This is a genomic window from Massilia horti (assembly GCF_004614195.1).
In the GTDB taxonomy this organism is placed as follows: Bacteria; Pseudomonadota; Gammaproteobacteria; order Burkholderiales; family Burkholderiaceae_D; genus Telluria; species Telluria horti.
In genome coordinates this window covers 162,106-184,248 of record NZ_SPUM01000109.1, presented here as the reverse complement: position 1 = coordinate 184,248, position 22,143 = coordinate 162,106, and the positions used below count along the sequence as shown (strand labels likewise).

Genomic DNA, 22,143 nt, shown 5'->3' with positions numbered 1-22,143 from the left:
GCGCACTGGTGCGCACCCTACGCCTTAGTAAGCACGGTTCCACACTTAATGGGGACATAGCTTTTTTTAGCGCCAACCAATCGGCCCGAGTCGTCGGCTGGGCAGGGTGAGGCTGGCCAGTGGCCGGCCGAACGCCCACGCGTTCAACAAGACCGGTCATATCCGAATCTTTTCCCAGGTCGTTGAACTTGCCAAAGGCGTAGGGGGCGCGGTAAGCCTCGCCACGGTCCCGCCTGCCACGGCCGCGGCCGAGATCGCACCACGCCCCCGAGCCCGTCCTTGGCCCGTCTCCAATGTGCAACACGCCACTTACCGTATAATCTGGTATTTCGCCTCGGACTGACGTTTCACCCAATGAAGGTATTTCGCGGACTTCCCAACGACCGGGCGCGCGCGCCGTGCGCTCTCACGATCGGCAACTTTGACGGTGTCCACCGCGGCCATCAGACGTTGTTGGCCCACGTGCGCGCTGCCGCGTCGAAGCTTGGATTGGAAGCCGCGGTCATGACCTTCGAACCGCATCCGCGCGAATACTTCGCCGAAAAAATGGGCGACCCGTCAAAAGCCCCGGCCCGCATCGCCAACCTGCGCGACAAGCTGGAGGCCCTCGACAAGGCCGGCATCGACCGCGTCATCGTCGAGCACTTCAACGAGCACTTCGCCGCCATGACCCCGGACGAATTCACCGAGCGCGTGCTGGTGAACGGCCTGCACGTCAAATGGCTGATGGTCGGTGACGACTTTTGCTACGGCGCCAAGCGCGCCGGCACCATCGAGACCCTGGCCGCCGCCGGCCGCAAGCATGGCTTCCAGGTCGAGACGCTGCCCGCCGTGACGCACGGCCAGGAGCGCATCTCGTCATCGGCCGTGCGCGCCGCGCTGGGTGCCGGCGACTTCCAGGCCACACACGCCCTGCTCGGCCATCCGTACTCCATCTCCGGCCACGTGATCCACGGCGCCAAGCTCGGACGCACGCTCGGCTTTCCGACCCTGAACCTGCGCGTCGCGCACCGCCCTGCCCTGTCCGGCATCTTCGTGGTGCAGGTGCATGGGCTAGGCCCGCATCCGCTGCCGGCGGTCGCCAGCCTCGGCGTGCGCCCCAGCGTCGAAGACGCCGGCCGCATGCTGCTCGAAGTGCACCTGTTCGACTACAACCAGCACGCCTACGGCAAACTGGTGCGCGTGGAGTTTCTGGCCAAGCTGCGCGACGAGGAAAAATACCAGGACCTGGCCACCCTCACCGCCGCGATCGACCGCGACGCGCAAGGCGCGCGCGCCTTCTTCGCCCACCGCGCCGGCGCCCTGACCGCCACCGACCGAATTTGACGGAGCCAGCCACGCCGCCGCGCCTTGCGCGCGGCCCACTCCGAACCACAGCAGTCCACTTAAGAAAAGCATATGTCCGACAACAGCAAACCCGTCCAGAACAAAAAGGCAGCCGACAAGCCGCAGAGCAAATACCCGGTCAACATGCCCGACACCCCGTTCCCGATGCGAGGCGACCTCGCCAAGCGCGAGCCGGGCTGGGTGAAGCAGTGGCAGGAAAAGAAGATCTACGAACGCATTCGCAAGGCGGCAGCCGGCCGGCCGAAATTCGTGCTGCACGACGGCCCGCCGTACGCCAACGGCGACATCCACCTCGGCCACGCGCTCAACAAGATCCTGAAGGACCTGGTGGTCAAGTCGCGCACCATCGCCGGCTTCGACGCGCCCTACGTGCCGGGCTGGGACTGCCATGGCATGCCGATCGAGATCCAGATCGAAAAACTGTACGGTAAAAACCTGCCGACCGCCGAAGTGCTGGCCAAGGCCCGCGCCTACGCGAGCGAGCAGATCGACCGCCAGCGCGCCGGCTTCATCCGCCTGGGCGTGCTGGGCGAGTGGGACAACCCCTACCTGACCATGGCCCACGGTAACGAGGCCGACGAACTGCGCGCGCTGGGCAAGCTGCTCGACAAGGGCTACGTCTACCGCGGCCTCAAGCCCGTGAACTGGTGCTTCGACTGCGGCTCGGCCCTGGCCGAGGCGGAAGTCGAATACCAGGACAAGCGCGACCCGGCGATCGACGTCGGCTTCCCGTTCGCAGAGCACGACAAACTGGCCGCCGCCTTCAGCCTGCCCAAGCTGCCAAGTGGTGACGGTTTCGTCGTCATCTGGACCACCACGCCGTGGACCATCCCGTCCAACCAGGCGCTGAACGTGCATCCGGAAGTGACCTACGCGCTGGTGCAGGCCGAACGCGACGGCAAGCGGCTGCTGCTGATCCTGGCGAAGAACCTGGTCGAATCCTGCCTGCAGCGCTACAAGCTGGAGGGCAGCATCGTCGCCACCACGACTGGCGAAGCGCTGGCCGGCATCCGCTTCAAGCACCCGCTGCACGCCGCCGACAAGTTCTACGATCGCTACTCGCCGGTCTACCTGGCCGATTACGTCACCACCGACAGCGGCACCGGCGTGGTCCACTCGGCGCCCGCCTACGGCCTGGAAGACTTCCAGTCCTGTAAAGCGCACGGCCTGAAGGACGACGAGATCCTCAAACCCGTAATGGGCGATGGCCGCTTCGCATCCACCCTGCCGCTGTTTGGCGGCATGACGATCTGGGAAGCGTCCAAGCCGATCTGCAACGCGCTGTCGGAAGCGGGCGCGCTGTTCGAACTGAAGATGTTCGACCACAGCTACATGCACTGCTGGCGCCACAAGACCCCGATCGTCTACCGCGCCACCAGCCAGTGGTTCGCGGGCATGGACGTCACGCCCAAGGACGGCGGCCCGACCCTGCGCGAAACCGCGCTGGCCGGCATCGCCGAAACCAAATTCTTCCCAGACTGGGGCCAGGCGCGCCTGCAGGGCATGATCGCCAACCGCCCGGACTGGACCCTGTCGCGCCAGCGCCAGTGGGGCGTGCCGATGGCCTTCTTCGTTCACAAGGAGACCGGCGAGCTGCACCCGCGCACGCCGGAGCTGCTGGAACAGGTGGCCAAACTGATCGAGAAGGACGGCATCGAAGCCTGGCACCAGCTCGACCCGAAGGACCTGCTGGGCGAAGACGCCGCCCACTACGAGAAGAACCGCGACACGCTCGACGTCTGGTTCGACTCCGGCTCCACGCATTACACTGTGCTGCGCGGCTCGCACAAGGAACAGTCGCAGTTCCCGGCCGACCTGTACCTGGAAGGCTCGGACCAGCACCGCGGCTGGTTCCACTCGTCGCTGCTGACCGCCTCGATGCTCGACGGCCGCCCGCCGTACAAGGCGCTGCTCACGCACGGCTTCACCGTCGACGAGCATGGCCGCAAGATGTCCAAGTCGCTGGGCAACGTGCTCTCGCCGCAGAAGATCAGCGACACGCTGGGCGCCGACATCCTGCGCCTGTGGGTCGCCTCGACCGACTACACGAGCGAACTCGCGCTGTCCGAGGAGATCCTCAAGCGCGTGACCGAAGCCTACCGCCGCATCCGCAACACGCTGCGCTTCCTGCTCGCCAACACCGCCGACTTCGACCCGGCCAAGAATGCCGTGCCGGTCGCCGACATGCTCGAGATCGACCGCTACGCGCTGGCCGCGACGCAGGCGCTGCAGAACGACATCGCCGCCCACTTCGAACGCTACGAGTTCCACCCGGTGGTCGCGCGCCTGCAGAACTTCGCCTCCGAAGACCTGGGCGGCTTCTACCTCGACATCCTCAAGGACCGCCTGTACACCACCGGCGTTGACTCCGTCGCGCGCCGCTCGGCGCAGACCGCGCTGTGGCACATCGCGCACGCTTTGCTGCGCGTGATGGCGCCGATCCTGTCGTTCACCGCCGAGGAAGCCTGGGCCGTGTTCGCCGGCGAACAGGCTTATGCCGAGAGCGACGAAACAATTTTCACCCAGACCCTGTGGACCTTCCCGGAGATCGCCGATGGCCCCAAACTGCTGGCCAAGTACGCCGCGCTGCGCGACGTGCGCGCCAGCGTGACCAAGGAGCTCGAGGAAGTGCGTGCATCCGGCGCGATCGGCTCGTCGCTGCAGGCCGAACTGACCATCAAGGCGTCCGGCCCGAAGTACCAGCTGCTCGCAAGCCTGGACGACGACCTCAAGTTCGTGTTCATCACGTCAGAAGCCAAGGTGGAACAGGTGGCCAGCGAAGCCGAGGAAGCTGTGATCGTGACGCCGTCCGAAGCGGCCAAATGCGAGCGCTGCTGGCACTACCGCCGCGACGTCGGCAGCCACCCGGAACACCCCGGCCTGTGCGGCCGCTGCGTGAGCAATCTGTTCGGCAGCGGCGAAGCGCGCCGGTTCGCATAAGACAAGCGGGCGGCGCCTCCCGCCCTGCCGGCCAGGCCGGCAGGGCGTTCACCTGACACATAACGACAATATGGCAACGAAAAAGAAATCGACCATTACGGCCGCGCCGAAAGCGGGCGGCAGCATGATGCCGTGGCTGGGCATCGCCTTCATCGTCGTCCTGCTCGACCAGGTCACCAAGATCACCATCACCAGGCTGTTCCAGCTCGGCGACACCAAACCGCTCACCGGCTTTTTCAACCTCACGCTCGCCTACAACCGCGGCGCCGCATTCAGCTTCCTGTCCAACCAGGGCGGCTGGCAGCGCTACCTGTTCACCGCGATCGCCCTGGCCGCGGTTGCCTTCATCATCTACCTGCTGCGCCGTAACGCCGGCCAGCGCATGTTCTGCTGGGCGCTCGCGCTGATCATGGGCGGCGCCATCGGCAACCTGGTCGACCGCCTGATGCACGGCCACGTGATCGACTTCCTCGACTTTTACTGGCGCGGTCTCGGTCACTTCCCGGCCTTTAACGTGGCCGACAGCGCGATTACCATCGGCGCGATCCTGTTCATCGTCGACGAGCTGCGGCGCGTGAACAAGCACTAGAAGGATGACGACATGAGCATGGACCTGAAAGACAAGAAGATCGTGCTCGGCCTGACCGGCGGGGTGGCCTGCTACAAGGCCGCCGAACTGTGCCGGGCGCTGGTCAAGGAAGGCGCGCGGGTGCAGGTTGTCATGACCGAGGCGGCAAGCCAGTTCATCGGCGCGGCCACCATGCAGGCCCTGTCGGGCAACCCGGTCTATACCAGCCAGTGGGATTCGCGCGTGGCCAACAACATGGCCCACATCGACCTCACCCGCGGCGCCGACGCCGTGCTGGTCGCGCCCTGCTCGGCGGACTTCATCCGCAAGCTGGCCCATGGCGCCTGCGACGACCTGCTCTCGACCCTGTGCCTGGCGCGTCCGTCCCAGGTGCCGCTCTTGGTGGCGCCGGCGATGAACGTGGAAATGTGGCAGAACCCGGCCACGCAGCGCAACGTGGCGCAGCTGCGCGAGGACGGCATCCGCATCTTCGGCCCGGCCGCCGGCGAACAGGCCTGCGGCGAAACGGGCCTTGGCCGCATGCTCGAACCGGAAGACCTGCTCGAGGAGCTGATCGCATCGTTCCAGCCCAAGGTTTTGGCCGGCAAGCGGGTCCTGATCACGGCCGGTCCGACTTTCGAGGCGATCGACCCGGTGCGCGGCCTGACCAACCTCTCGTCCGGCAAGATGGGCTATGCGGTTGCCCGGGCCGCGCGCGAAGCGGGCGCCGACGTGACCCTGGTCTCGGGCCCGACCACGCTCGCCACCCCGCACGGCGTGCGCCGCATCGATGTGCTCTCCGCGCGCCAGATGCACGAGGCCGTCATGGCTGCGGTGCACGGCCAGCACGTGTTCATCGGGGTGGCCGCGGTCGCGGATTGGCGCGTGGTCAACTTCAGCGCCCAGAAAATGAAAAAACAGGATGGCGGCGCCCCGCCCGAGCTCAAGTTCGAACAGAACCCCGACATCCTGGCCAGCGTTGCCTCCACCGTGTCGATCACCGGCTGGCCCTACTGCGTCGGCTTTGCCGCCGAATCGGAAAACCTGGTCGAATACGGCGCGGCCAAGCGCGAAAAAAAAGGCGTACCTCTGTTGGTCGGCAATATCGGCCACCACACTTTCGGGCAGGATGACAATTCCGTCATCCTGTTCGACGAAAGCGGACACACTGTCCTGCCGCCCGCCGACAAGCTGACGCTGGGGCGCCAGCTGGTCTCCGAGATCGCCAAGCGCCTCGAACGGCGTTCCCTGCTCACCTGATTTACGTATCACGCATGAAGAACATTGAAGTCAAGATTCTCGACCCGCGCATGAAAGACCAGCTGCCTGCCTACGGCACGTCCGGCAGCGCTGGCCTGGACCTGCGCGCCTGCATCGACGCGCCGATCACCATCGAACCGGGGCAGACCGTACTGATCCCGACCGGGCTGGCGATCCACTTGGCAGACCCGGGCTATGCCGGCCTGATCCTGCCGCGCAGCGGACTCGGCCATAAGAACGGCATTGTTTTGGGCAATCTGGTAGGCTTGATCGACTCCGATTACCAGGGCGAGCTGAAAGTCTCGACCTGGAACCGCAGCCAGTCGCCATTCACGCTGCAGCCGCTGGATCGGCTCGCGCAGTTGGTCATCGTACCTGTCCTGCAGGTGGGCTTTAACGTTGTGGAGGAGTTCGAATCGAGCGACCGGGGCGCCGGCGGTTTCGGCAGCACCGGCAAACAATAATTTGAGGAGCACCATGACCCACATCCACCGTCTGCGCCCAGCCGCGCTGGGAATCACCATCGCCTTACTGCTATCGGCCTGCGGCACGCAAGCGCCTTTCCAGCAGGGCGCCGCGCCGGCGCCGGTGAAGCCTGCTCCCCAGGCCCCTGCCCTGACCCCGCAGATCGCGGCCGATGCCGAAACGCTGACCAGGATGGCGTCGCTCCAGGAGCGCCTGTACCACGTGGCCGCGCCGCTCCTGATCAACAACGCGGACCTGTGCAAGACCCATGCGCGCAACCTGCTCGGCTTTACCGCCAAGAGCCGCTATTCCTATCCCGGCTCCTACAATGAAGCAGCGCACGTCGCGTTCGGGATGGGCGAACGGCTGCAGGTCACCCAGGTGCTGGCCGGCAGCGGCGCGGCCAAGGCGGGCCTGAAGGTTGGCGACAGGCTGGTGTCCGCCGGCGGCAAACCGCTGCCCAGCGGCCCGCAAGGTCCCGCGCTGGCCGGCTCGGTGTTCGGGCCGCTGGTCGCCGCGCAGGCCACCTTGCCTTTGACCATCGAGCGCGACGGCAAGGAGCGCCAGCTCACGGTCCCGGTCACGCGCGCCTGCGCCTACGGCATCGAACTGGGCAACTCGGACAACATCAACTCCTACGCTGACGGCTCGCGCATCATGGTCACGCGCGGCATGATCGGCTTCACCCGCAACGACGACGAGCTGGCCTACGTGCTGGCCGCGGGCCTCGCCCACAACGTGCTTGGCCACGCGGCGGTGCAGCGCAATTCGGCCACCATCGGCAGCATCATCGACAACCTCACGCGCGTGAAACCGGACGACTCGATGCTGATCGGCAGCGGCGGCATCAAGGCCATGCCGGCCGACCAGGACGTGGCCGCGGACCGATTGGCGATCTACATGCTGGCGCGCGCCGGTTACGACATCGACGGCGTGGACGAATTCTGGAAGCGCCTGGCGCAGGCACATCCGGCCACGGTGCTCAACGGGTACACGGCAAATCACCCGGCGGTCTCGACACGCGTGGCGGCGATCCAGAAAACAGTAGCCGAAGTCAACGCCAAGCGCAGCGCCAAAAAGCCGCTGGTGCCGTAAAGACCTGCGGCTCCGGCACGTCGTAGGGTGCGCACCTGTGCGCACGCGGTACGGTTGATTAGTGTTGGCTCCGGTACGCACACGTAACCGCGTGCGCACAGGTGCGCACCCTACGATCCTGCAACCGCACAGGTCTATCGGCACCCCGCCTGCACCCCCTCCCCGTTTTTTGTATCATTGTCCATCTTCTCGACGCCGGCCGGCACCCGCCGAGCCGGCACAGCAATTCAAATGGACAGCATCGACCTCGACGTACTGAAAACCGCCTCCGCCTGGCTCGCCGCCGGCCGCCGCTGCGAACTGGTCACCGTGATCAAGACCTGGGGCTCGAGCCCGCGTCCGGTCGGCGCCACGCTCGTCGTGCGCGACGACGGCCAGGTTGCCGGCTCAATCTCCGGTGGCTGCATCGAGGACGACCTGATCGCACAGGTGCGCCAGAACGGCATCAGCCAAAGCACGCCGCAGCTCGTCAGCTACGGCGTCAGCGCCGACGAGGCGCACCGCTTCGGCCTGCCCTGCGGCGGCACGATCACGCTGGCGATCGAGCCGCTGTCGCCTGCGAGCGGCATCGACGAACTCCTGGCCCGCCTGGCGAGCGGCGAACTGCTGGAACGCCGCCTCGACATGCGATCCGGCGCGGTCACGCTGGGCCCCGCGGCGCCGGGCGCTGTGCTGCGCGTCGAGGACGACGTGCTCACCACCGTGCACGGCCCGCGCTGGCGCCTGTTCATCATCGGCGCCGGCCCGCTGTCGCGCTTCCTGGCGCAGGTGGCGACCGGCATGGACTACCGCGTAACGGTGTGCGACCCGCGCGAGGAATATCGTGCCGGCTTCGACGTCGCCGGCGTCGAACTGGTGCACACGATGCCGGACGACCTGGTGCTCGAATCCAGGCTGGACGCGAGAAGCGCCGTGGTCGCGCTCACGCACGACCCCAAGCTTGACGACCTGGCCCTGATGGAGGCGCTCAAGTCCGACGCCTTCTACGTCGGCGCGATCGGTTCGCGCCTGAACAACGCAAAGCGGCGCGAACGCCTCAAGCTGTTCGACCTCACCGACGAACAACTGGCGCGCCTGCATGGCCCGATCGGCATTTACATCGGCAGCAAGACCCCGTCCGAGATTGCGATCTCGATCCTGGCCGAGATGACGGCAACGAGGAACGGCGTGCCGGCCGCAATGCTCGTGCCGCATGCCGCCACCCCGCAAGCGGCGAACGGCGAAGCCTGCGGCCTGGCTGCCACATAATTCGAAAGCAAGAAGCGACTGGCGCGAGCGCATCAGCGCAAGCGACAATGCGTCCCGCGCAAACCAATACCAACAATGAATACAACAAACCTCATACGCCTCGTCACACTGGCCGCCATCTGGGGCGGCTCCTTCCTGTTCATGCGCATCAGCGCGCCCGTGCTCGGCCCGGCGCTGCTGATCGAGTACCGCGTCCTGTTCGCGGCCCTGTTCCTTGCGCTGGTCGGCTGGTTCCTGAAAAAGCGGCTCGACCTGGCCACGCACTGGAAGCACTACCTGATCCTCGGCCTGTTCAACTCGGCGCTGCCGTTCCTGCTGTTCGCGTTCGCCGCGCGCACGCTGTCCGCATCGGTGCTGTCGGTGCTGAACGCCACCGCGCCGATGTGGGGCGCGCTGCTGGGCGCAGCCTGGTCGCGCCAGCGTGTCAGCCTGCGCGTCGTATTCGGACTGGTGGCCGGCACCGCGGGTGTGGCCCTGCTGGTGGGCTTTGACTCGGTGGCGGCTCGCCCTGGCGCCGGCGTCGCAATCGCGGCTGCCCTGTGCGCCGCCTTCTGCTACAGCGTCGCCAGCCTGTACGCCAAGTCAGCCAAGGCCGTGGAGCCGTTCGCCAACGCGCACGGGTCGATGTGGGCCTCGGTCCTGCTCGTGCTTCCGGTGCTGCCCTTCGTCCCGGCCCCAAGCCAGCCGACGGCCGGCATCATGGCGGCCGTGCTCGCGCTGGGCGTGCTGTGCAGCGGCATCGCATACCTGCTGTACTTCCGCCTGATCGCGGAAGTCGGCACCACGTCGGCCCTGACCGTCACCTTCCTCAATCCGGTGTTTGGTATCCTGTGGGGCGCGCTGTTCCTGGGCGAAGTGGTCGGCTGGTACACGGTCGCCGGTTCCGCGATCGTCCTGCTCGGCACTGCATTCGTTACCGGCTTTGTGCCGCGCTTGCGAAGCCCGGCCACCACCTTCCAGACCAAATGAGATTGAGCGTACACGAACTGTCCATTGCCCTGCCCGCGGACTACCGCAGCCAGGACGTGCTTGCCTTTCACGGGCGCGACGCACAGCAACTGGCCGAACAGGTCACGCCCGGCCGCGTCCGCAAGGGCGTGCTGCTCCATGGCGTGCCGCTCGTGCTCGACGTGGCGCTCGCGCCAGGCGTGGCCCGCTGCCGCATCGAGGCCGACGAGGCTTTGGACGACATCGCGCTCGCCGCCGCGCGCGAAGCGCTGCTCAACATCCTGGCGCTGCGCATCGACCCGGCGCCCTTTGCGCTGTTCACGCACGGCGACCCGCTGCTCGGCCCCTTTGTTACGCGCCAGCCGAACTTACGCATCGTGCAATCGGCCACCGTGTTCGAGGCGCTGACCTGGGCCATCATCGGCCAGCAGATCAACCTGGCGTTCGCGATCAGCCTGCGCCGCACCTTCATCGAGCAGGCCGGCCGCCGCCATTCCAGCGGCCTGTGGTGCTATCCGGAGGCGGTTGACGCCGCTCGCCTGGACCTGGAAGCGCTCACCACCCGCAAATTCTCGCGCGCCAAGGCCGAAACCGTGCTGCGGCTGGCGCGTCTCGTCGCCGACGGCGAACTGGTGCTCGATCGCAGCCATGGCCCCGATGAGGTGGCTAGTGCGCTGCTTGCCGTGAAAGGCATCGGCCCCTGGACCGTCAATTACACGCTGCTGCGCGGCTATGGCTTTCCCGACTGCTCGTTGCATGGAGACGTGGCGGTGCGTGCTGCCTTCCAGCATCTGCTGGGCGAGGACAGCAAGCCCGACATGGCACGCACGGAAACCCTGCTGGAACGCTACAAGCCACACCGGGCGATGGCGGCGGCCTATCTGTGGGCCAGTCTCAATCAGAACGGGGGGAACTGAGCAGGCTCTCGGCCGTTTTTGGCCTTTCGCATAGCACAAGCGGTTTCGCGTCTTCACACTGGTCGTTAAGCACGCCGCCAGTTCTGCGAGAGACCGTTTCCATGAAGCGAATTTCCTGCCTGCTCACGCTGCTCGCATCGAGCAGCATCGCCTATCCCGCAGCGCCATCCGCGGACGAACACGGCGCCTACCTGTCGGCCGAACTGGGCAACGGCCGCATCGGCGGTCCGGACACCGGGCCCCACAAGCTCATGCGCTGGCGTGCGTTCGAGGCGCGCATCGGACGCGACCTGATTGCCGCGCGAGCCGGGGAGCCATCACTCGCAGGCGCGCGCATCGATGTCGTCTATTACAACGAAGGGCACCCGGACAACAACCACCGGGACGGCTTCGCGCTCCAGCTCGTATACGCCCGCAAGCTCGGTAACGCATTGACGGCCGAGATCGGCGCCGGCCCCTACACGAGCATGAACACGACCACCATAGGCGGCGTGCAATATGACATCGCCCGCCACGGCGTGCTGTACAGCGCCGCCTTGCGTTTTCCACTGGCTGGCCTGGATCCCGGCACCCACCTCCGGCTTGGCCTGAACCACGTGCGGATGCGCGATGCCTTCCATTCCAACGCACTGATGCTGGGCATCGGCCGTCAATTCGCCGACGTGCCGCACTTTCCGAAGGGAGACCTTGCACGCAACCGGCTATGGCTGGGCGCTTCCTTCGGCCGCTCGTTCACGAGCCACAGCGGCACCCGGGATACCAACAGCGCCATCGTCCAGGCGAAGCAGTACGGCGGCACGTGGGCCGTATCGTTCGCGGGAATCTTCGAGGGCGACGACCGGACGCGCGTCGACCGATACGGCGCCGCGGCCCAGCTCTGGTTCGTCCAACCCGTGACGGAACGCTGGATCGCGTCGGCGGGCATCGGCCCATACATCGCCGAAAACCGGCGCGAAGGCAACCGTGGGTTTGTCCATGGCCTGTTCAGCCTGCAATTCGAGCGCGACCTGGGCGCGCAGACCAAGGTCTTCTTCGCCTTCCACCGCGTGAAGACCTACACCCAGATGAACGACCGCGACCTGTTCCACCTGGGACTGCTGCACACCTTCGGCTGGTGATCAGTCCCAGCGCGGCAGTCCGTCGAATTGCTGCGCGCCCTCGCCGGAAAACCGGATCAGCTCCGAAAGCGGCACGGTGGCCAAGTTGTCGCAGCCGTAGTGCCCGCCCAGCGCGCTCGGAATCTTGAGGCAATACTTACGCCCGGCGGAGAGCGGCCCCAGCGTCGATTCCGCCAGGTGCACCACCTCGGGCATGTACCAGTCATTCAGGAAAGCCTGGTTGTACGCCAGCGCATCGTACGCCTCGCGGTCCTGCGCCAGCGGTTCGCAGCACAGGTCCTGCGGGCGCAGGCGCCAGTATCTTCCATCCTCATCGCGGATGATCAGGTTGCCGAAGGCGTTTTCACCCAGCACTTCGACCGCGTTCAGGCCGACCCAACCCCATGCCTCGTTAATCTCGTCCACAGTAATCATCATCCCACTCCGCAATCAATCCGAAGGGCTGTCGGTTGGCAGCCCCAAGCGAGCTGTTGGACCATAGAGGCGCGCCACGGTTGAGCCGCAATGCAGGGAACTTGATGCATATCGAGCGCGCGGACAATTGAATGGAGCCAACAGCCAGCAATACGCCCGCCGGCGCCCTGGAACGCCCAGCGCTTTGATCCCCATCACGCGCGCGATCGCAACTGATGAGCAAGGAATCTCATCAAAGGGAGGACTGGGCGTGGACGGCACCCGCCGCCTGCCCGCATGAGGAGAATTTTGATGAGAGCTGCATCATGAAGCAGGCCCTGCCCCATGCCGCCGCAGGGCTTCTCCTGAGCGCGCTCCTGCTGGCCGCGCCGCTGTGCACCCGCGCCGAGGCGCTCGGCCAGACGTCGCGCTGGCAAGTCGAACTGACGCCGTACTACTTGGGGAATATGAATGTGAGCGGCAGTACGCGCTTCAAGCCGCCGCAAGCCAGCGGCGGCACCACCTATGCCGGACAATCGAACCAGCCCGGCTTTGGCCTGCGCCTGGAGGCGGGGGCCGACAATTCCGGATGGTGGCTCGATGCCCAGCGCACCCGGCTGTCACAGGATTCCGACGCCGGAAGCCTCAAGGGCCGGCAAGACACGGTCCAGCTGGCCGGGGCAGCCCGCGTCGTGGATGGCCCCGATACTTTTGTCGACCTCATTGGTGGAGTCCGTTACGTATCGGTCTCCCTGGAGCAGGGCCTGGCGCAGGATGCCCCGAAGGCGGCAGGCGTTTGGGGCAGCCAGCGTGCGCACTGGGCTGACGCGGTCACGGGCGTGCGCGTGCAGTCCAGGCTGTCCGAACGCGGGTGGCTGACGGCCTACGGGGATATCGGCGGCGGCGGCAGCAAGCGCACATGGCAGGGGCAGGTCGGCATGGATTTCCGCGTGACCCAGGGCGTGACCGTCACGGTCGGCTACCGAGTGCTCGTCCTCGATTACAACAAGCCGGAGCTGGCATACGACCCGCGCATTGCCGGCGGCTACGCCGGGTTGGCGATTCGCTTCTGATCCAGCGGCGTAAAGCAGCTCCCGCATGCCCCCAGGTCCTGACCCCAGATATTGGGCCCAGATATTGGACCCAGATATTGGACCCAGATATTGGACCCAAATACGACAACGCCGCCGCGCTGTTGCCAGCGCCGGCGGCGTGCCTGAATTTGGTTGCGGGGACAGGATTTGAACCTGTGACCTTCGGGTTATGAGCCCGACGAGCTGCCAGACTGCTCCACCCCGCGTCTGATGATGCATATTATACGTCCCTTCGCCGCTTTAGGCAAACTCAATCCTAGTCCGATGTGCGATTGCAGCACCAAACTCAGGTTACGAGCAGTGTGCGATGACCTCCCGCGTACCGGCTGCCCGACAGGCGCATTGCGGCACAGCCAACGCAATCGGTGTAAAGTAAGCGGAATACTATTTCTCCCCTTACCTATGAAATTTTGTTCCGAGTGCGCCCACCCGGTCGCACTGGCGATCCCGGAAGGCGACAATCGCCCGCGCTACGTGTGCTCGCAGTGCGAGGCCATTCATTACCAGAACCCCAAGCTCGTGATCGGCTCGATTCCCATCTGGGAGCAAGACGGCGAGCTCAAGGTGCTGCTGTGCCGGCGCGCCATCGAGCCGCGCTACGGCTACTGGACATTGCCGGCCGGCTTCATGGAAAACGCCGAAACCACGGCCGAGGCAGCAGTGCGCGAAACCGAGGAAGAAGCCGGCGCCCATATCGAGATCGGCAACCTGTTCACCCTGCTCAATGTTGCACATGTGCATCAGGTCCACCTGTTCTACCTGGCCCGCCTGGTTGACCTGCAGTTCGCCCCCGGTTCCGAAAGCCTGGAGGTGGCCCTGTTCGCCGAGCGCGACATCCCGTGGGACGAGCTGGCGTTCCCGACAATTCGCAAGACGCTGGAACTGTTCTTTGCCGACCGCGTCAAAATGCGGGAAGGCGGCAGCTACGGCTTCCACAGTCACGACATCGTGCGTCCCATGCGCACCGAAAGCGTCCCCGGCTGACCCATGATCCCCTGGCTTGAAGCGAACACGCCATTTCCGGACGTCTCCGAGGCGCTGACAATGGACGCGCCCGGACTGCTCGCGGCCGGGGCTGACCTGTCGCCGCAGCGGCTGCTGCAGGCTTACCAGCACGGCATCTTCCCGTGGTTTTCGGAAGGCCAGCCGATCCTGTGGTGGAGTACCGATCCGCGCATGGTGCTGTACACCGAACACTTCAAGGTCAGCGAAAGCCTGCGCAAGACCCTGCGCAAGGTCGAGCACAGCAGGCTGACGGGCGGTCGCTGGGACGTAAAATTCGACAGCAGCTTCGAAGCGGTCATGCGCGCCTGCGCCGCCCCGCGCAAGGATGGCCCGGGCACCTGGATTTCGGAGGAAATTATCAGTGGTTACACGGGCCTGTTCGCGCTGGGCTACGCGCATTCGTCGGAGTTATGGCTCGACGGCAATCTGGTCGGCGGCGCCTACGGCGTCTGCATCGGCCGCATGTTCTACGGCGAGTCGATGTTCGCGCGGGTGTCGGACGCGTCCAAGGTCGCGCTCGCCTACCTGGTCGCCTTCCTGCGCCGGCATGGCGTGCGCATGATCGACTGCCAGCAGGAGACCGCGCACCTGGCCTCGCTCGGCGCGGCGCCGATATCACGCGCGCGCTTCCTCCAGCATTTGCGCCACGCAATCGGCGAACCGCCGATCGGCCGCTGGGAAGTGGCGCCACCATTGCCTGACTAACGCCGCCGCCGGCCGTCTTTGTCTACAATACATACAACACGTCGTCTCGAGAGCATTGCATGACGCACCTAAATGACCTGCCATTTTCTACGTTGCAGTTCTACACGACAGCACCGTATCCGTGCAGCTATCTCGATGCGCGCCAGGCCCGTTCGCAGGTGGCGACGCCCTCGCACCTGATCAACGCCGACGTGTATTCCGAGCTGGTCAAAAGCGGCTTTCGCCGCAGCGGCATTTTTACCTACCGTCCCTATTGCGACGGCTGCAACGCGTGCATTCCGGTGCGCGTGGTGTGTGGCCAATTCACCCCCAACCGCGCCCAGCGCCGCGCATGGAAACGCCATGCCGACCTGGTGGCGATGGTGGCCAACCTGTCGTTCTCGGACGAACATTACGCGCTCTACCTGCGCTACCAGACCACCCGCCACGTCGGCGGCGGCATGGACCAGGACAGCCGCGACCAATACGCCCAGTTCTTGCTGCAAAGCAGGGTCAACACGCGGCTGGTCGAATTCCGCGAACCGGACGGCGTGCTGCGCATGGTGTCGATCATCGACGTGCTCTCGGACGGCCTGTCGTCGGTCTACACCTTTTTCGACCCGGACGTGGAAGGCGCCTCGTTCGGCACCTACAACATCATGTGGCAGGTCGAGCAGGCGCGCGAACTGGAGCTGCCCTACGTCTACCTCGGCTACTGGATCGAACAGAGCCCCAAGATGGCCTACAAGATCAACTTCCGGCCGCTGGAAGCGCGCATCGACGGCGTATGGGGCGTGCTGGAACGGTGATTGTAGGGTGGGCGGCTTGACCGCCCACGCGTTCAAACCGTGCGTGCAAAGAGGCTCATCCAAGTAGCAGCGTTCAGTTGAACGCTTTACCCCGCCCACCCTGCGGGAAACACTTCGCCGCGGCCCGTGCCGGCGCACCCCGTCATCTCCTCACGGTACAATGTCGGTATATCATCACCGAGCATTCCATGTCCCACAAACTTCTGTACGCACTAGCCCGTCCTCTGCTGTTTGCGCTCGACCCGGAAACAGCCCACAACGTTACCCTGCACAACCTGCGCCGCCTCAAGGCGCTCGGCCTGCTGCATGTCAGAAAGCCTGCTGCCGACCCACGCACCGTCATGGGCATCAAGTTCCCCAACCCGGTCGGCCTGGCCGCCGGCCTGGACAAGGATGGCTCCTGCATCGACGGCCTGGCCGCGCTCGGTTTCGGCTTCATCGAAATCGGCACCGTGACCCCGCGCGCCCAGCCCGGCAACCCGAAGCCGCGCATGTTCCGCCTGCCAGCGAGGCGCGCGATCATCAACCGGATGGGATTTAACAACGGCGGGGTCGACGCGTTCATCGCCAACGTGCAAGCGTCGAAGTTCTATCAGGAAAAGCAAGGTGTACTCGGCCTGAACATCGGCAAGAACGCCGACACCCCGATCGAGCGCGCGGCCGACGACTACCTGCACTGCCTGCGCAAGGTCTACCCGTACGCCAGCTACGTGACGGTCAACATCTCATCGCCCAACACCAAGAACCTGCGCCAGCTGCAAGGCGCATCCGAACTGGACGCCCTGCTGTCGCAGCTCAAGGGCGAACAGGCGCGCCTGGCGGACAAGCACGGCCACTACGTGCCGATCACGCTCAAGATCGCGCCGGACATCGACGCCGACCAGATCCTGGACATCGCCGGTGCCCTGCTGCGGCACAAGATCGACGGCGTCATCGCCACCAACACCACGCTCAACCGGCGCGACGTGGAAGGCCTGCGCTACGCCAACGAGCCCGGCGGCCTGTCGGGCGAGCCGGTGTTCGACCTGTCGAACATCGTGATCCGCGCGCTGAAAAAGGAACTGGGCGACGCGGTCCCGATCATCGGGGTCGGCGGCATCATGCAGGGCGCCGACGCCAAGGCCAAGATCGACGCCGGTGCCCAGCTAGTCCAGCTGTACAGCGGCTTGATCTACGCCGGCCCCGCCCTCGTGCGCGAATGCGCCGACGCCCTCAAGTCTTAAACCGAAAACGAATATGAAAAAAAACCAGCTTGGAACCACCGAGCTGCGCGTGTCACGCGTGTGCCTGGGCACCATGACCTTTGGCGAGCAGAATACCGAAAGCGACGCGCACAGCCAGCTCGACTACGCGCTTGAGCGCGGCATCAACTTCATCGACACCGCCGAGCTGTACCCGGTGCCGCCATGCGGCGCAACCCAAGGCTTGACCGAACGCTTCATCGGCAGCTGGCTCAAGAAGACCGGCAAGCGCGACCAGATCGTCCTCGCCACCAAGATCGCCGGCCCCAACTCGAACCAGACCTGGATCCGAGGTCCTCAGCACAACCTCGATGCGGCCAACGTACGCACGGCGGTCGAGGACAGCCTGCGCCGCCTGCAGACCGACTACATCGACCTGTACCAGCTACACTGGCCGAGCCGCAACCTGCCGATCTTCGGCGCCAACAGCTTCAACCCCGAGGCCGAACGGGCGCACGTGGCGATCGAAGAGACTTTGGCCGCGCTGGGCGACATGGTCAAGGAAGGCAAGATCCGCCACATCGGCGTTTCGAACGAAAGCGCGTGGGGCGTGTGCGAATTCATCAAGCAGTCCGAGATGAAGGGCCTGCCGCGCATCGCGACCGTCCAGAACCTGTACAACCTGACCGCGCGCGCCTTCGAGACCAGTCTGATGGACGAAGCATGCATGCGCACCAACGTCAGCCTGCTGGCCTACAGCCCGCTCGCGTTCGGCCAGCTGTCCGCAAAGTACATCGACAACCCGAAGGCGCACGGCCGCCTGACGATCTACCCGCCGACCTGGAGCCCGCGCTACCTGCGCCCGGCAGTGCTGGAAGCGACCCGCGAGTATGCCGCACTGGCGCGCGATAACGGCATGAGCCCGGCGCAGATGGCGCTGGCGTGGTGCTATTCGCGCTGGTTCGTCGCCTCGACCATCATCGGCGCGACCAACCTGGATCAGCTGAAGGAAAACATCGACGCCGAGGCGATCACGTTATCTAGCGAGGTAGTGGCCGCGATCGATGCGATCCACGCGCGCATCACCAACCCCGGCCAGTGACCGTAGGGTGGGCGGCTCGTTCGTCGGGCATTTAGCCCGACTCACCCCACGCGTTCAAACCCTACGATCTGCCCCCGGGACAGTGACGAAGGCGTAGGGGGCGCGCGGCCGGCGAGGACCAGTGCGCACGCGGTCACCGCACGCTGACTTGCGGCCGCCGCTTCTCTACGCTGCTTTCGCGAACCGCGTGCGCACAGGTGCGCACCCTACGATGTGCTCACGCCGCGGAATACAGCTCGCTCTCGATCTGCTCCCGGGTTATCCCCGGAACCAGGCGCTCGATGAAATGGTACGCATACGCGCGCAAAAACGCCCCGCGCCTTACCGCCAGCCGCGTCACGTTCTGCGCAAACAGGTGCGACGCCTCGATCGCGCGCAGCCCCTTGTCGCGGCCATGGTCGAACGCCATCGCCGCCACGATCCCCACTCCCATCCCGAGCGAGACGTACTGCTTGATCACGTCCGAATCCATCGCGGTCAGCACGATATCCGGCGCCAGCCCAGCCTTGGCGAACGCCGCGTCGATATGCCCGCGCCCGGTAAACCCGACGTCATAGGTAATCAACGGATAATTCGCCAGATCCCTCAGGCCTAGCGGCGTCTTGCCCAGCAGCGGATGCCCATCCGGCGCCACCACCAGGTGGCTCCAGCGGTAGCACGGGAACGACACCAGGTCGGGAAACGCGGACAAGCCCTCGGTGGCGATGCCGATATCGGCCCGCCCCGACAGCACCCACTGCGCGATATGCTCCGGCGCGCTCTGCTGCAGCGCGATGCGCACGTTGGGAAAAGCGGCGCGAAACGCCTGCACCACCTGCGGCAGCGCGTAGCGCGCCTGCGTGTGCGTGACGGCTACCGTCAGCGTGCCATTGTCCTGGTCCGCGTACTCACGCCCCGCGTGCTGCAGGTTTTCCGCCTCCACCAGCAGCCGCTCGATGATCGTCAGGATGCCCTTGCCGGGCTTGGTGAGTCCCGTCAGCCGCTTGCCGTTGCGCTCGAAGATCACGACTCCGAGCTCTTCCTCCAGCTCGCGGATCTGGCGCGACACGCCAGGCTGCGAGGTGAACAGGGCGTTGGCGACGTCGGTCAGGTTGTAACCGCGACGCGCCGCCTCGCGCACCGAACGCAGCTGCTGGAAGTTCATATGTTGGCGCCTTCGTCGACGAACACGTGCATGCGCCGCGGCCGCACCACCAGGGTCTCGCCCTCTTTCAGGCCCAGCCGCCCGTAGCGCTCGCTGGACATCGCCGCCTCGATCAGTTCTCCGTTGTCGGCGCGCTCCAGCTCGAGCTGGGCCAGCGGGCCGATCGCGTGCGCGCGCCGCAGCGTCGCCACGATGCCCGCTAACCCCGGCGCGTAGCGTTCCACGTCCAGGTCGTGCGGGCGCACATAGCCGATCGCCTCGGTATCGCGCACGTCCGCGTGCTGCGGCGCCTGCAGCTGTACGTCGCCGCTGGCCAGTACGCCTTCGTGCACCCGGCCGTGGAACAGGTTGACGTTACCCAGGAACCCGTACACGAACGGCGAGGCCGGATGGTTGTAGACCTGGTCCGGCGTGCCGATCTGCTCGATGTGCCCCTTGTTCATCAGGACCACCTGGTCGGCCACCTCGAGCGCCTCTTCCTGGTCGTGGGTGACGAAGATCGAGGTCACGTGCAGCTCGTCGTGCAGGCGGCGCAGCCAGCGCCGCAATTCCTTGCGCACCTTGGCGTCCAGCGCGCCGAACGGTTCGTCCAGCAGCAGCACGCGCGGTTCGACCGCCAGCGCGCGCGCCAGCGCAATGCGCTGCCGCTGGCCGCCGGAAAGCTGCGGCGGGTAGCGGTCGGCAATCCAGTCCAGCTGCACCAGCTCCAGCAGTTGGCGCACCTTGTCGCGGATCTGCTGTTCCGAAGGCCGCTCGCGGCGCGGCTTGACGCGCAGGCCGAAGGCCACGTTCTCGAACACCGTCATGTGCTTGAACAGCGCGTAGTGCTGGAACACGAAGCCGACCTGGCGCTCACGCACGTGGGTGCCGGAGGCGTCCTCGCCATCGAGCAGGACCCGGCCCTGGTCCGGCGTCTCCAGACCCGCGATGATGCGCAGCAGCGTGGTCTTGCCGCAGCCGGAGGGGCCGAGCAGCGCGGTGAGCTGCCCGTCCGGGAACTTGAGCGAAACATCGTCCAGCGCCGTGAACTGGCCAAACTCTTTGCGGATATGTTGGACTTCGATGGTCATGCTGCGCGCTCCGTATTGCCGGCGTCTGCTTTACGACCTTGGTGCAAACGCCATTCGATAAAGGTCTTCACGGCCAGGGTCACCAGCGCCAGCAGCGCCAGCAGCGACGCGATCGCGAACGCGGCGGTGAAGTTGTATTCGTTGTAAAGGATCTCGACCTGCAGCGGCATCGTGTTGGTCTCGCCGCGGATGTGGCCCGAGACCACCGACACCGCGCCGAACTCGCCCATCGCCCGCGCATTGCACAGGATGACGCCATACAGCAGACCCCACTTGATGTTCGGGAGCGTGACCTTGAAAAAGGTCTTCCAGCCGGATGCGCCCAGCACCAGCGCCGCTTCCTCTTCCTCGCTGCCCTGCTGCTGCATCAGCGGAATCAGCTCGCGCGCCACGAACGGAAAGGTGATGAACACGGTAGCCAGCACGATGCCCGGCACCGCGAACAGGATCTTGATGTCATGTTCAAGGAGCCACGGCCCGAACCAGCCCTGCGCGCCGAACATCAGCACGTAGATCAGGCCAGCGATCACCGGCGACACCGAGAACGGCAGGTCGATCAGCGTGAGCAGCAGGCTCTTGCCGCGGAACTCGAATTTGGTGATCGCCCACGCTGCCGCCACGCCGAACACGAGGTTCAGCGGCACCGAGATCGCCGCCGCGATCAGGGTCAGCTTGATTGCGGCCAGCGCGTCCGGCTCGATGATCGACTGGACGTAGGTATCCCAGCCGTCCTTGAGCGCTTCGGTGAACACCGCGACCAGCGGCACGAACAGGAACAGGGTCAGGAACGCCAGCGCGATCGTGGTCAACACATAACGCACCCAGTTCGGTTCCAGCCGGTTGGTGGCGCGCGGGGCGGCACCGCGCTTTGCTTCCGCCACCGGTTTTTCGAGGACTGCGCTCATTTCGCACCTGCCTTCCTGCGCGCCCACGCTTGCAGCAGATTGATCGCCAGGAGCAGGATGAACGACGCCACCAGCATCACGACCGCAATCGCGGTGGCGCCAGTGTAGTCATACTGTTCCAGCTTGGTGACGATGAACAGCGGCGTGATCTCGGACACCAGCGGGATATTCCCGGCGATGAAGATCACCGAGCCGTATTCGCCGGTGGCGCGCGCGAACGCCAGCGCAAAGCCGGTCAACAGCGACGGCACCAGCGACGGCAGGATCACACGGACAAACGTCTGCAGCGGCTTTGCTCCCAGGCTGGCCGCCGCTTCCTCCAGTTCGCGCTCAGATTCCTCCAGCACCGGCTGCACGGTGCGCACCACGAACGGCAGTCCGATGAAGGTGAGCGCCACCACCACGCCGAGCGGAGTGAAGGCGACCTTCAGGCCGAGCTTGGCGAGGTACTGGCCGATCCAGCCGTTGGCCGAATAGAGAGCGGTGAGCGTGATGCCCGCGACCGCCGTCGGCAGCGCGAACGGCAGGTCGACCAGCGCGTCGACAAAGCGCTTGCCGAGGAAGCGGTAGCGCACCAGCACCCAGGCGACGATGCCGCCGAAGATCACATTGATGAACGCCGCCAGCGCCGCCGCGCCAAAGCTCAGGCGATAGGACGCGACGACGCGCTCGGAGGTGACGGCGTTCCAGAACGCGTCCCAGCTCATCGTGAAGGTCTTCAGGAAGACCGCCGACAGCGGGATCAGGACGATCAGCGCCAGATAGAACAGGGTGAACCCGAGCGACAGGCCGAATCCGGGAAGCACCCGGCCCGACTTGCCGCGGGCTGAGGAAAACAGGGTCATGCGCA

Annotated in this window: 21 protein-coding genes and 1 tRNA gene; 16 read left to right on the top strand and 6 right to left on the bottom strand. The window is 65.6% G+C overall.

Annotation, left to right across the window (positions count from 1 at the left end; all coding sequences use genetic code 11):
- Positions 1–354: 354 nt before the first annotated feature.
- The 10 genes from E4O92_RS17080 to E4O92_RS17035 all read left to right on the top strand — a co-directional run bounded on the left by E4O92_RS17080 (position 355) and on the right by E4O92_RS17035 (position 11,906).
- Positions 355–1,326: a bifunctional riboflavin kinase/FAD synthetase gene (locus E4O92_RS17080; RefSeq protein ID WP_135190779.1), complete on the top strand. Its 972-nt coding sequence runs from the start codon at positions 355–357 to the stop codon at positions 1,324–1,326.
- A 72-nt stretch (positions 1,327–1,398) separates the two neighbouring features.
- A complete protein-coding gene (gene ileS / locus E4O92_RS17075) occupies positions 1,399–4,287 on the top strand; it encodes an isoleucine--tRNA ligase (protein WP_135190780.1) in 2,889 nt (962 codons plus the stop codon).
- A 70-nt stretch (positions 4,288–4,357) separates the two neighbouring features.
- Positions 4,358–4,876 carry a signal peptidase II gene (lspA, locus tag E4O92_RS17070; RefSeq protein ID WP_135190781.1) on the top strand — a complete coding sequence of 173 codons (519 nt, stop codon included), beginning with the start codon at positions 4,358–4,360 and terminating at the stop codon, positions 4,874–4,876.
- An 18-nt stretch (positions 4,877–4,894) separates the two neighbouring features.
- Complete coding sequence (gene coaBC / locus E4O92_RS17065; RefSeq protein ID WP_135190782.1) at positions 4,895–6,115, top strand: bifunctional phosphopantothenoylcysteine decarboxylase/phosphopantothenate--cysteine ligase CoaBC; 1,221 nt, start codon at positions 4,895–4,897, stop codon at positions 6,113–6,115.
- A gap of 14 nt (positions 6,116–6,129) precedes the next feature.
- The gene (dut, locus tag E4O92_RS17060; RefSeq protein WP_135190783.1) at positions 6,130–6,579 is read left to right on the top strand and encodes a dUTP diphosphatase; all 450 of its coding nucleotides are present in this window, start codon (positions 6,130–6,132) and stop codon (positions 6,577–6,579) included.
- Between the two features lie 13 nt (positions 6,580–6,592).
- The gene (locus E4O92_RS17055; protein WP_135190784.1) at positions 6,593–7,675 is read left to right on the top strand and encodes a M48 family metallopeptidase; all 1,083 of its coding nucleotides are present in this window, start codon (positions 6,593–6,595) and stop codon (positions 7,673–7,675) included.
- Between the two features lie 231 nt (positions 7,676–7,906).
- Entirely contained in the window at positions 7,907–8,923 is a 1,017-nt protein-coding gene (locus E4O92_RS17050) for an XdhC family protein (protein WP_135190785.1), read from the top strand.
- A 75-nt stretch (positions 8,924–8,998) separates the two neighbouring features.
- Positions 8,999–9,892 carry a DMT family transporter gene (locus E4O92_RS17045; protein ID WP_135190786.1) on the top strand — a complete coding sequence of 298 codons (894 nt, stop codon included), beginning with the start codon at positions 8,999–9,001 and terminating at the stop codon, positions 9,890–9,892.
- Complete coding sequence (locus E4O92_RS17040; RefSeq protein ID WP_135190787.1) at positions 9,889–10,788, top strand: DNA-3-methyladenine glycosylase family protein; 900 nt, start codon at positions 9,889–9,891, stop codon at positions 10,786–10,788. Before E4O92_RS17045 ends, E4O92_RS17040 begins: the two co-directional genes overlap by 4 nt.
- Before the next feature lie 101 nt (positions 10,789–10,889).
- Positions 10,890–11,906 carry a hypothetical protein gene (locus tag E4O92_RS17035; RefSeq protein WP_135190788.1) on the top strand — a complete coding sequence of 339 codons (1,017 nt, stop codon included), beginning with the start codon at positions 10,890–10,892 and terminating at the stop codon, positions 11,904–11,906.
- On the opposite strand, the gene E4O92_RS17030 is transcribed toward E4O92_RS17035, so the two are convergent.
- Entirely contained in the window at positions 11,907–12,323 is a 417-nt protein-coding gene (locus E4O92_RS17030) for a T6SS immunity protein Tdi1 domain-containing protein (protein ID WP_229483428.1), read from the bottom strand.
- A gap of 302 nt (positions 12,324–12,625) precedes the next feature.
- Here E4O92_RS17030 and E4O92_RS17025 point away from each other — a divergent pair, with 302 nt between their 5' ends.
- Positions 12,626–13,372 carry a hypothetical protein gene (locus E4O92_RS17025; protein ID WP_135190789.1) on the top strand — a complete coding sequence of 249 codons (747 nt, stop codon included), beginning with the start codon at positions 12,626–12,628 and terminating at the stop codon, positions 13,370–13,372.
- A gap of 150 nt (positions 13,373–13,522) precedes the next feature.
- On the opposite strand, the gene E4O92_RS17020 is transcribed toward E4O92_RS17025, so the two are convergent.
- Positions 13,523–13,599, bottom strand: a tRNA-Met gene (locus E4O92_RS17020).
- A 196-nt stretch (positions 13,600–13,795) separates the two neighbouring features.
- On the opposite strand from E4O92_RS17020, the gene E4O92_RS17015 reads away from it, so the two are divergent.
- The 5 genes from E4O92_RS17015 (at position 13,796) to E4O92_RS16995 (ending at position 18,174) form a co-directional block, all read left to right on the top strand.
- Positions 13,796–14,377 carry an NUDIX hydrolase gene (locus E4O92_RS17015; RefSeq protein WP_135190790.1) on the top strand — a complete coding sequence of 194 codons (582 nt, stop codon included), beginning with the start codon at positions 13,796–13,798 and terminating at the stop codon, positions 14,375–14,377.
- Between the two features lie 3 nt (positions 14,378–14,380).
- Positions 14,381–15,103 carry a leucyl/phenylalanyl-tRNA--protein transferase gene (aat, locus tag E4O92_RS17010; RefSeq protein ID WP_135190791.1) on the top strand — a complete coding sequence of 241 codons (723 nt, stop codon included), beginning with the start codon at positions 14,381–14,383 and terminating at the stop codon, positions 15,101–15,103.
- A gap of 59 nt (positions 15,104–15,162) precedes the next feature.
- Positions 15,163–15,891 carry an arginyltransferase gene (locus tag E4O92_RS17005; RefSeq protein ID WP_135190792.1) on the top strand — a complete coding sequence of 243 codons (729 nt, stop codon included), beginning with the start codon at positions 15,163–15,165 and terminating at the stop codon, positions 15,889–15,891.
- Between the two features lie 188 nt (positions 15,892–16,079).
- Entirely contained in the window at positions 16,080–17,114 is a 1,035-nt protein-coding gene (locus E4O92_RS17000; RefSeq protein WP_135190793.1) for a quinone-dependent dihydroorotate dehydrogenase, read from the top strand.
- 13 nt (positions 17,115–17,127) lie between these two features.
- Positions 17,128–18,174 (top strand): aldo/keto reductase, encoded by a 1,047-nt coding sequence (locus tag E4O92_RS16995; RefSeq protein ID WP_135190794.1) that lies wholly within the window; start codon positions 17,128–17,130, stop codon positions 18,172–18,174.
- A 217-nt stretch (positions 18,175–18,391) separates the two neighbouring features.
- Here the strand turns inward: E4O92_RS16995 and E4O92_RS16990 are convergent, their stop codons facing one another.
- The 4 genes from E4O92_RS16990 to cysT are packed head-to-tail and all read right to left on the bottom strand — an operon-like array spanning position 18,392 to position 22,138.
- The gene (locus E4O92_RS16990) at positions 18,392–19,318 is read right to left on the bottom strand and encodes a CysB family HTH-type transcriptional regulator (protein WP_135190795.1); all 927 of its coding nucleotides are present in this window, start codon (positions 19,316–19,318) and stop codon (positions 18,392–18,394) included.
- Positions 19,315–20,388, bottom strand: a complete 1,074-nt coding sequence (locus tag E4O92_RS16985) for a sulfate/molybdate ABC transporter ATP-binding protein (RefSeq protein ID WP_135190796.1) — start codon at positions 20,386–20,388, stop codon at positions 19,315–19,317. The genes E4O92_RS16990 and E4O92_RS16985 overlap by 4 nt, the downstream gene beginning before the upstream one ends.
- A complete protein-coding gene (cysW, locus tag E4O92_RS16980; RefSeq protein ID WP_135190797.1) occupies positions 20,385–21,293 on the bottom strand; it encodes a sulfate ABC transporter permease subunit CysW in 909 nt (302 codons plus the stop codon). Before cysW ends, E4O92_RS16985 begins: the two co-directional genes overlap by 4 nt.
- Positions 21,290–22,138, bottom strand: a complete 849-nt coding sequence (gene cysT / locus E4O92_RS16975) for a sulfate ABC transporter permease subunit CysT (RefSeq protein ID WP_135190798.1) — start codon at positions 22,136–22,138, stop codon at positions 21,290–21,292. Before cysT ends, cysW begins: the two co-directional genes overlap by 4 nt.
- Positions 22,139–22,143: the final 5 nt, after the last annotated feature.

Excerpts from the sequence above, each read along its gene's own strand:
- E4O92_RS17080 (WP_135190779.1), top strand. The coding sequence starts at position 355 with ATGAAGGTATTTCGCGGACTTCCCAACGACCGGGCGCGCGCGCCGTGC.
- ileS (WP_135190780.1), top strand. The coding sequence starts at position 1,399 with ATGTCCGACAACAGCAAACCCGTCCAGAACAAAAAGGCAGCCGACAAG.
- lspA (WP_135190781.1), top strand. The coding sequence starts at position 4,358 with ATGGCAACGAAAAAGAAATCGACCATTACGGCCGCGCCGAAAGCGGGC.
- coaBC (WP_135190782.1), top strand. The coding sequence starts at position 4,895 with ATGGACCTGAAAGACAAGAAGATCGTGCTCGGCCTGACCGGCGGGGTG.
- dut (WP_135190783.1), top strand. The coding sequence starts at position 6,130 with ATGAAGAACATTGAAGTCAAGATTCTCGACCCGCGCATGAAAGACCAG.
- E4O92_RS17055 (WP_135190784.1), top strand. The coding sequence starts at position 6,593 with ATGACCCACATCCACCGTCTGCGCCCAGCCGCGCTGGGAATCACCATC.
- E4O92_RS17050 (WP_135190785.1), top strand. The coding sequence starts at position 7,907 with ATGGACAGCATCGACCTCGACGTACTGAAAACCGCCTCCGCCTGGCTC.
- E4O92_RS17045 (WP_135190786.1), top strand. The coding sequence starts at position 8,999 with ATGAATACAACAAACCTCATACGCCTCGTCACACTGGCCGCCATCTGG.
- E4O92_RS17040 (WP_135190787.1), top strand. The coding sequence starts at position 9,889 with ATGAGATTGAGCGTACACGAACTGTCCATTGCCCTGCCCGCGGACTAC.
- E4O92_RS17035 (WP_135190788.1), top strand. The coding sequence starts at position 10,890 with ATGAAGCGAATTTCCTGCCTGCTCACGCTGCTCGCATCGAGCAGCATC.
- E4O92_RS17030 (WP_229483428.1), bottom strand. The coding sequence starts at position 12,323 with ATGATGATTACTGTGGACGAGATTAACGAGGCATGGGGTTGGGTCGGC.
- E4O92_RS17025 (WP_135190789.1), top strand. The coding sequence starts at position 12,626 with ATGAAGCAGGCCCTGCCCCATGCCGCCGCAGGGCTTCTCCTGAGCGCG.
- E4O92_RS17015 (WP_135190790.1), top strand. The coding sequence starts at position 13,796 with ATGAAATTTTGTTCCGAGTGCGCCCACCCGGTCGCACTGGCGATCCCG.
- aat (WP_135190791.1), top strand. The coding sequence starts at position 14,381 with ATGATCCCCTGGCTTGAAGCGAACACGCCATTTCCGGACGTCTCCGAG.
- E4O92_RS17005 (WP_135190792.1), top strand. The coding sequence starts at position 15,163 with ATGACGCACCTAAATGACCTGCCATTTTCTACGTTGCAGTTCTACACG.
- E4O92_RS17000 (WP_135190793.1), top strand. The coding sequence starts at position 16,080 with ATGTCCCACAAACTTCTGTACGCACTAGCCCGTCCTCTGCTGTTTGCG.
- E4O92_RS16995 (WP_135190794.1), top strand. The coding sequence starts at position 17,128 with ATGAAAAAAAACCAGCTTGGAACCACCGAGCTGCGCGTGTCACGCGTG.
- E4O92_RS16990 (WP_135190795.1), bottom strand. The coding sequence starts at position 19,318 with ATGAACTTCCAGCAGCTGCGTTCGGTGCGCGAGGCGGCGCGTCGCGGT.
- E4O92_RS16985 (WP_135190796.1), bottom strand. The coding sequence starts at position 20,388 with ATGACCATCGAAGTCCAACATATCCGCAAAGAGTTTGGCCAGTTCACG.
- cysW (WP_135190797.1), bottom strand. The coding sequence starts at position 21,293 with ATGAGCGCAGTCCTCGAAAAACCGGTGGCGGAAGCAAAGCGCGGTGCC.
- cysT (WP_135190798.1), bottom strand. The coding sequence starts at position 22,138 with ATGACCCTGTTTTCCTCAGCCCGCGGCAAGTCGGGCCGGGTGCTTCCC.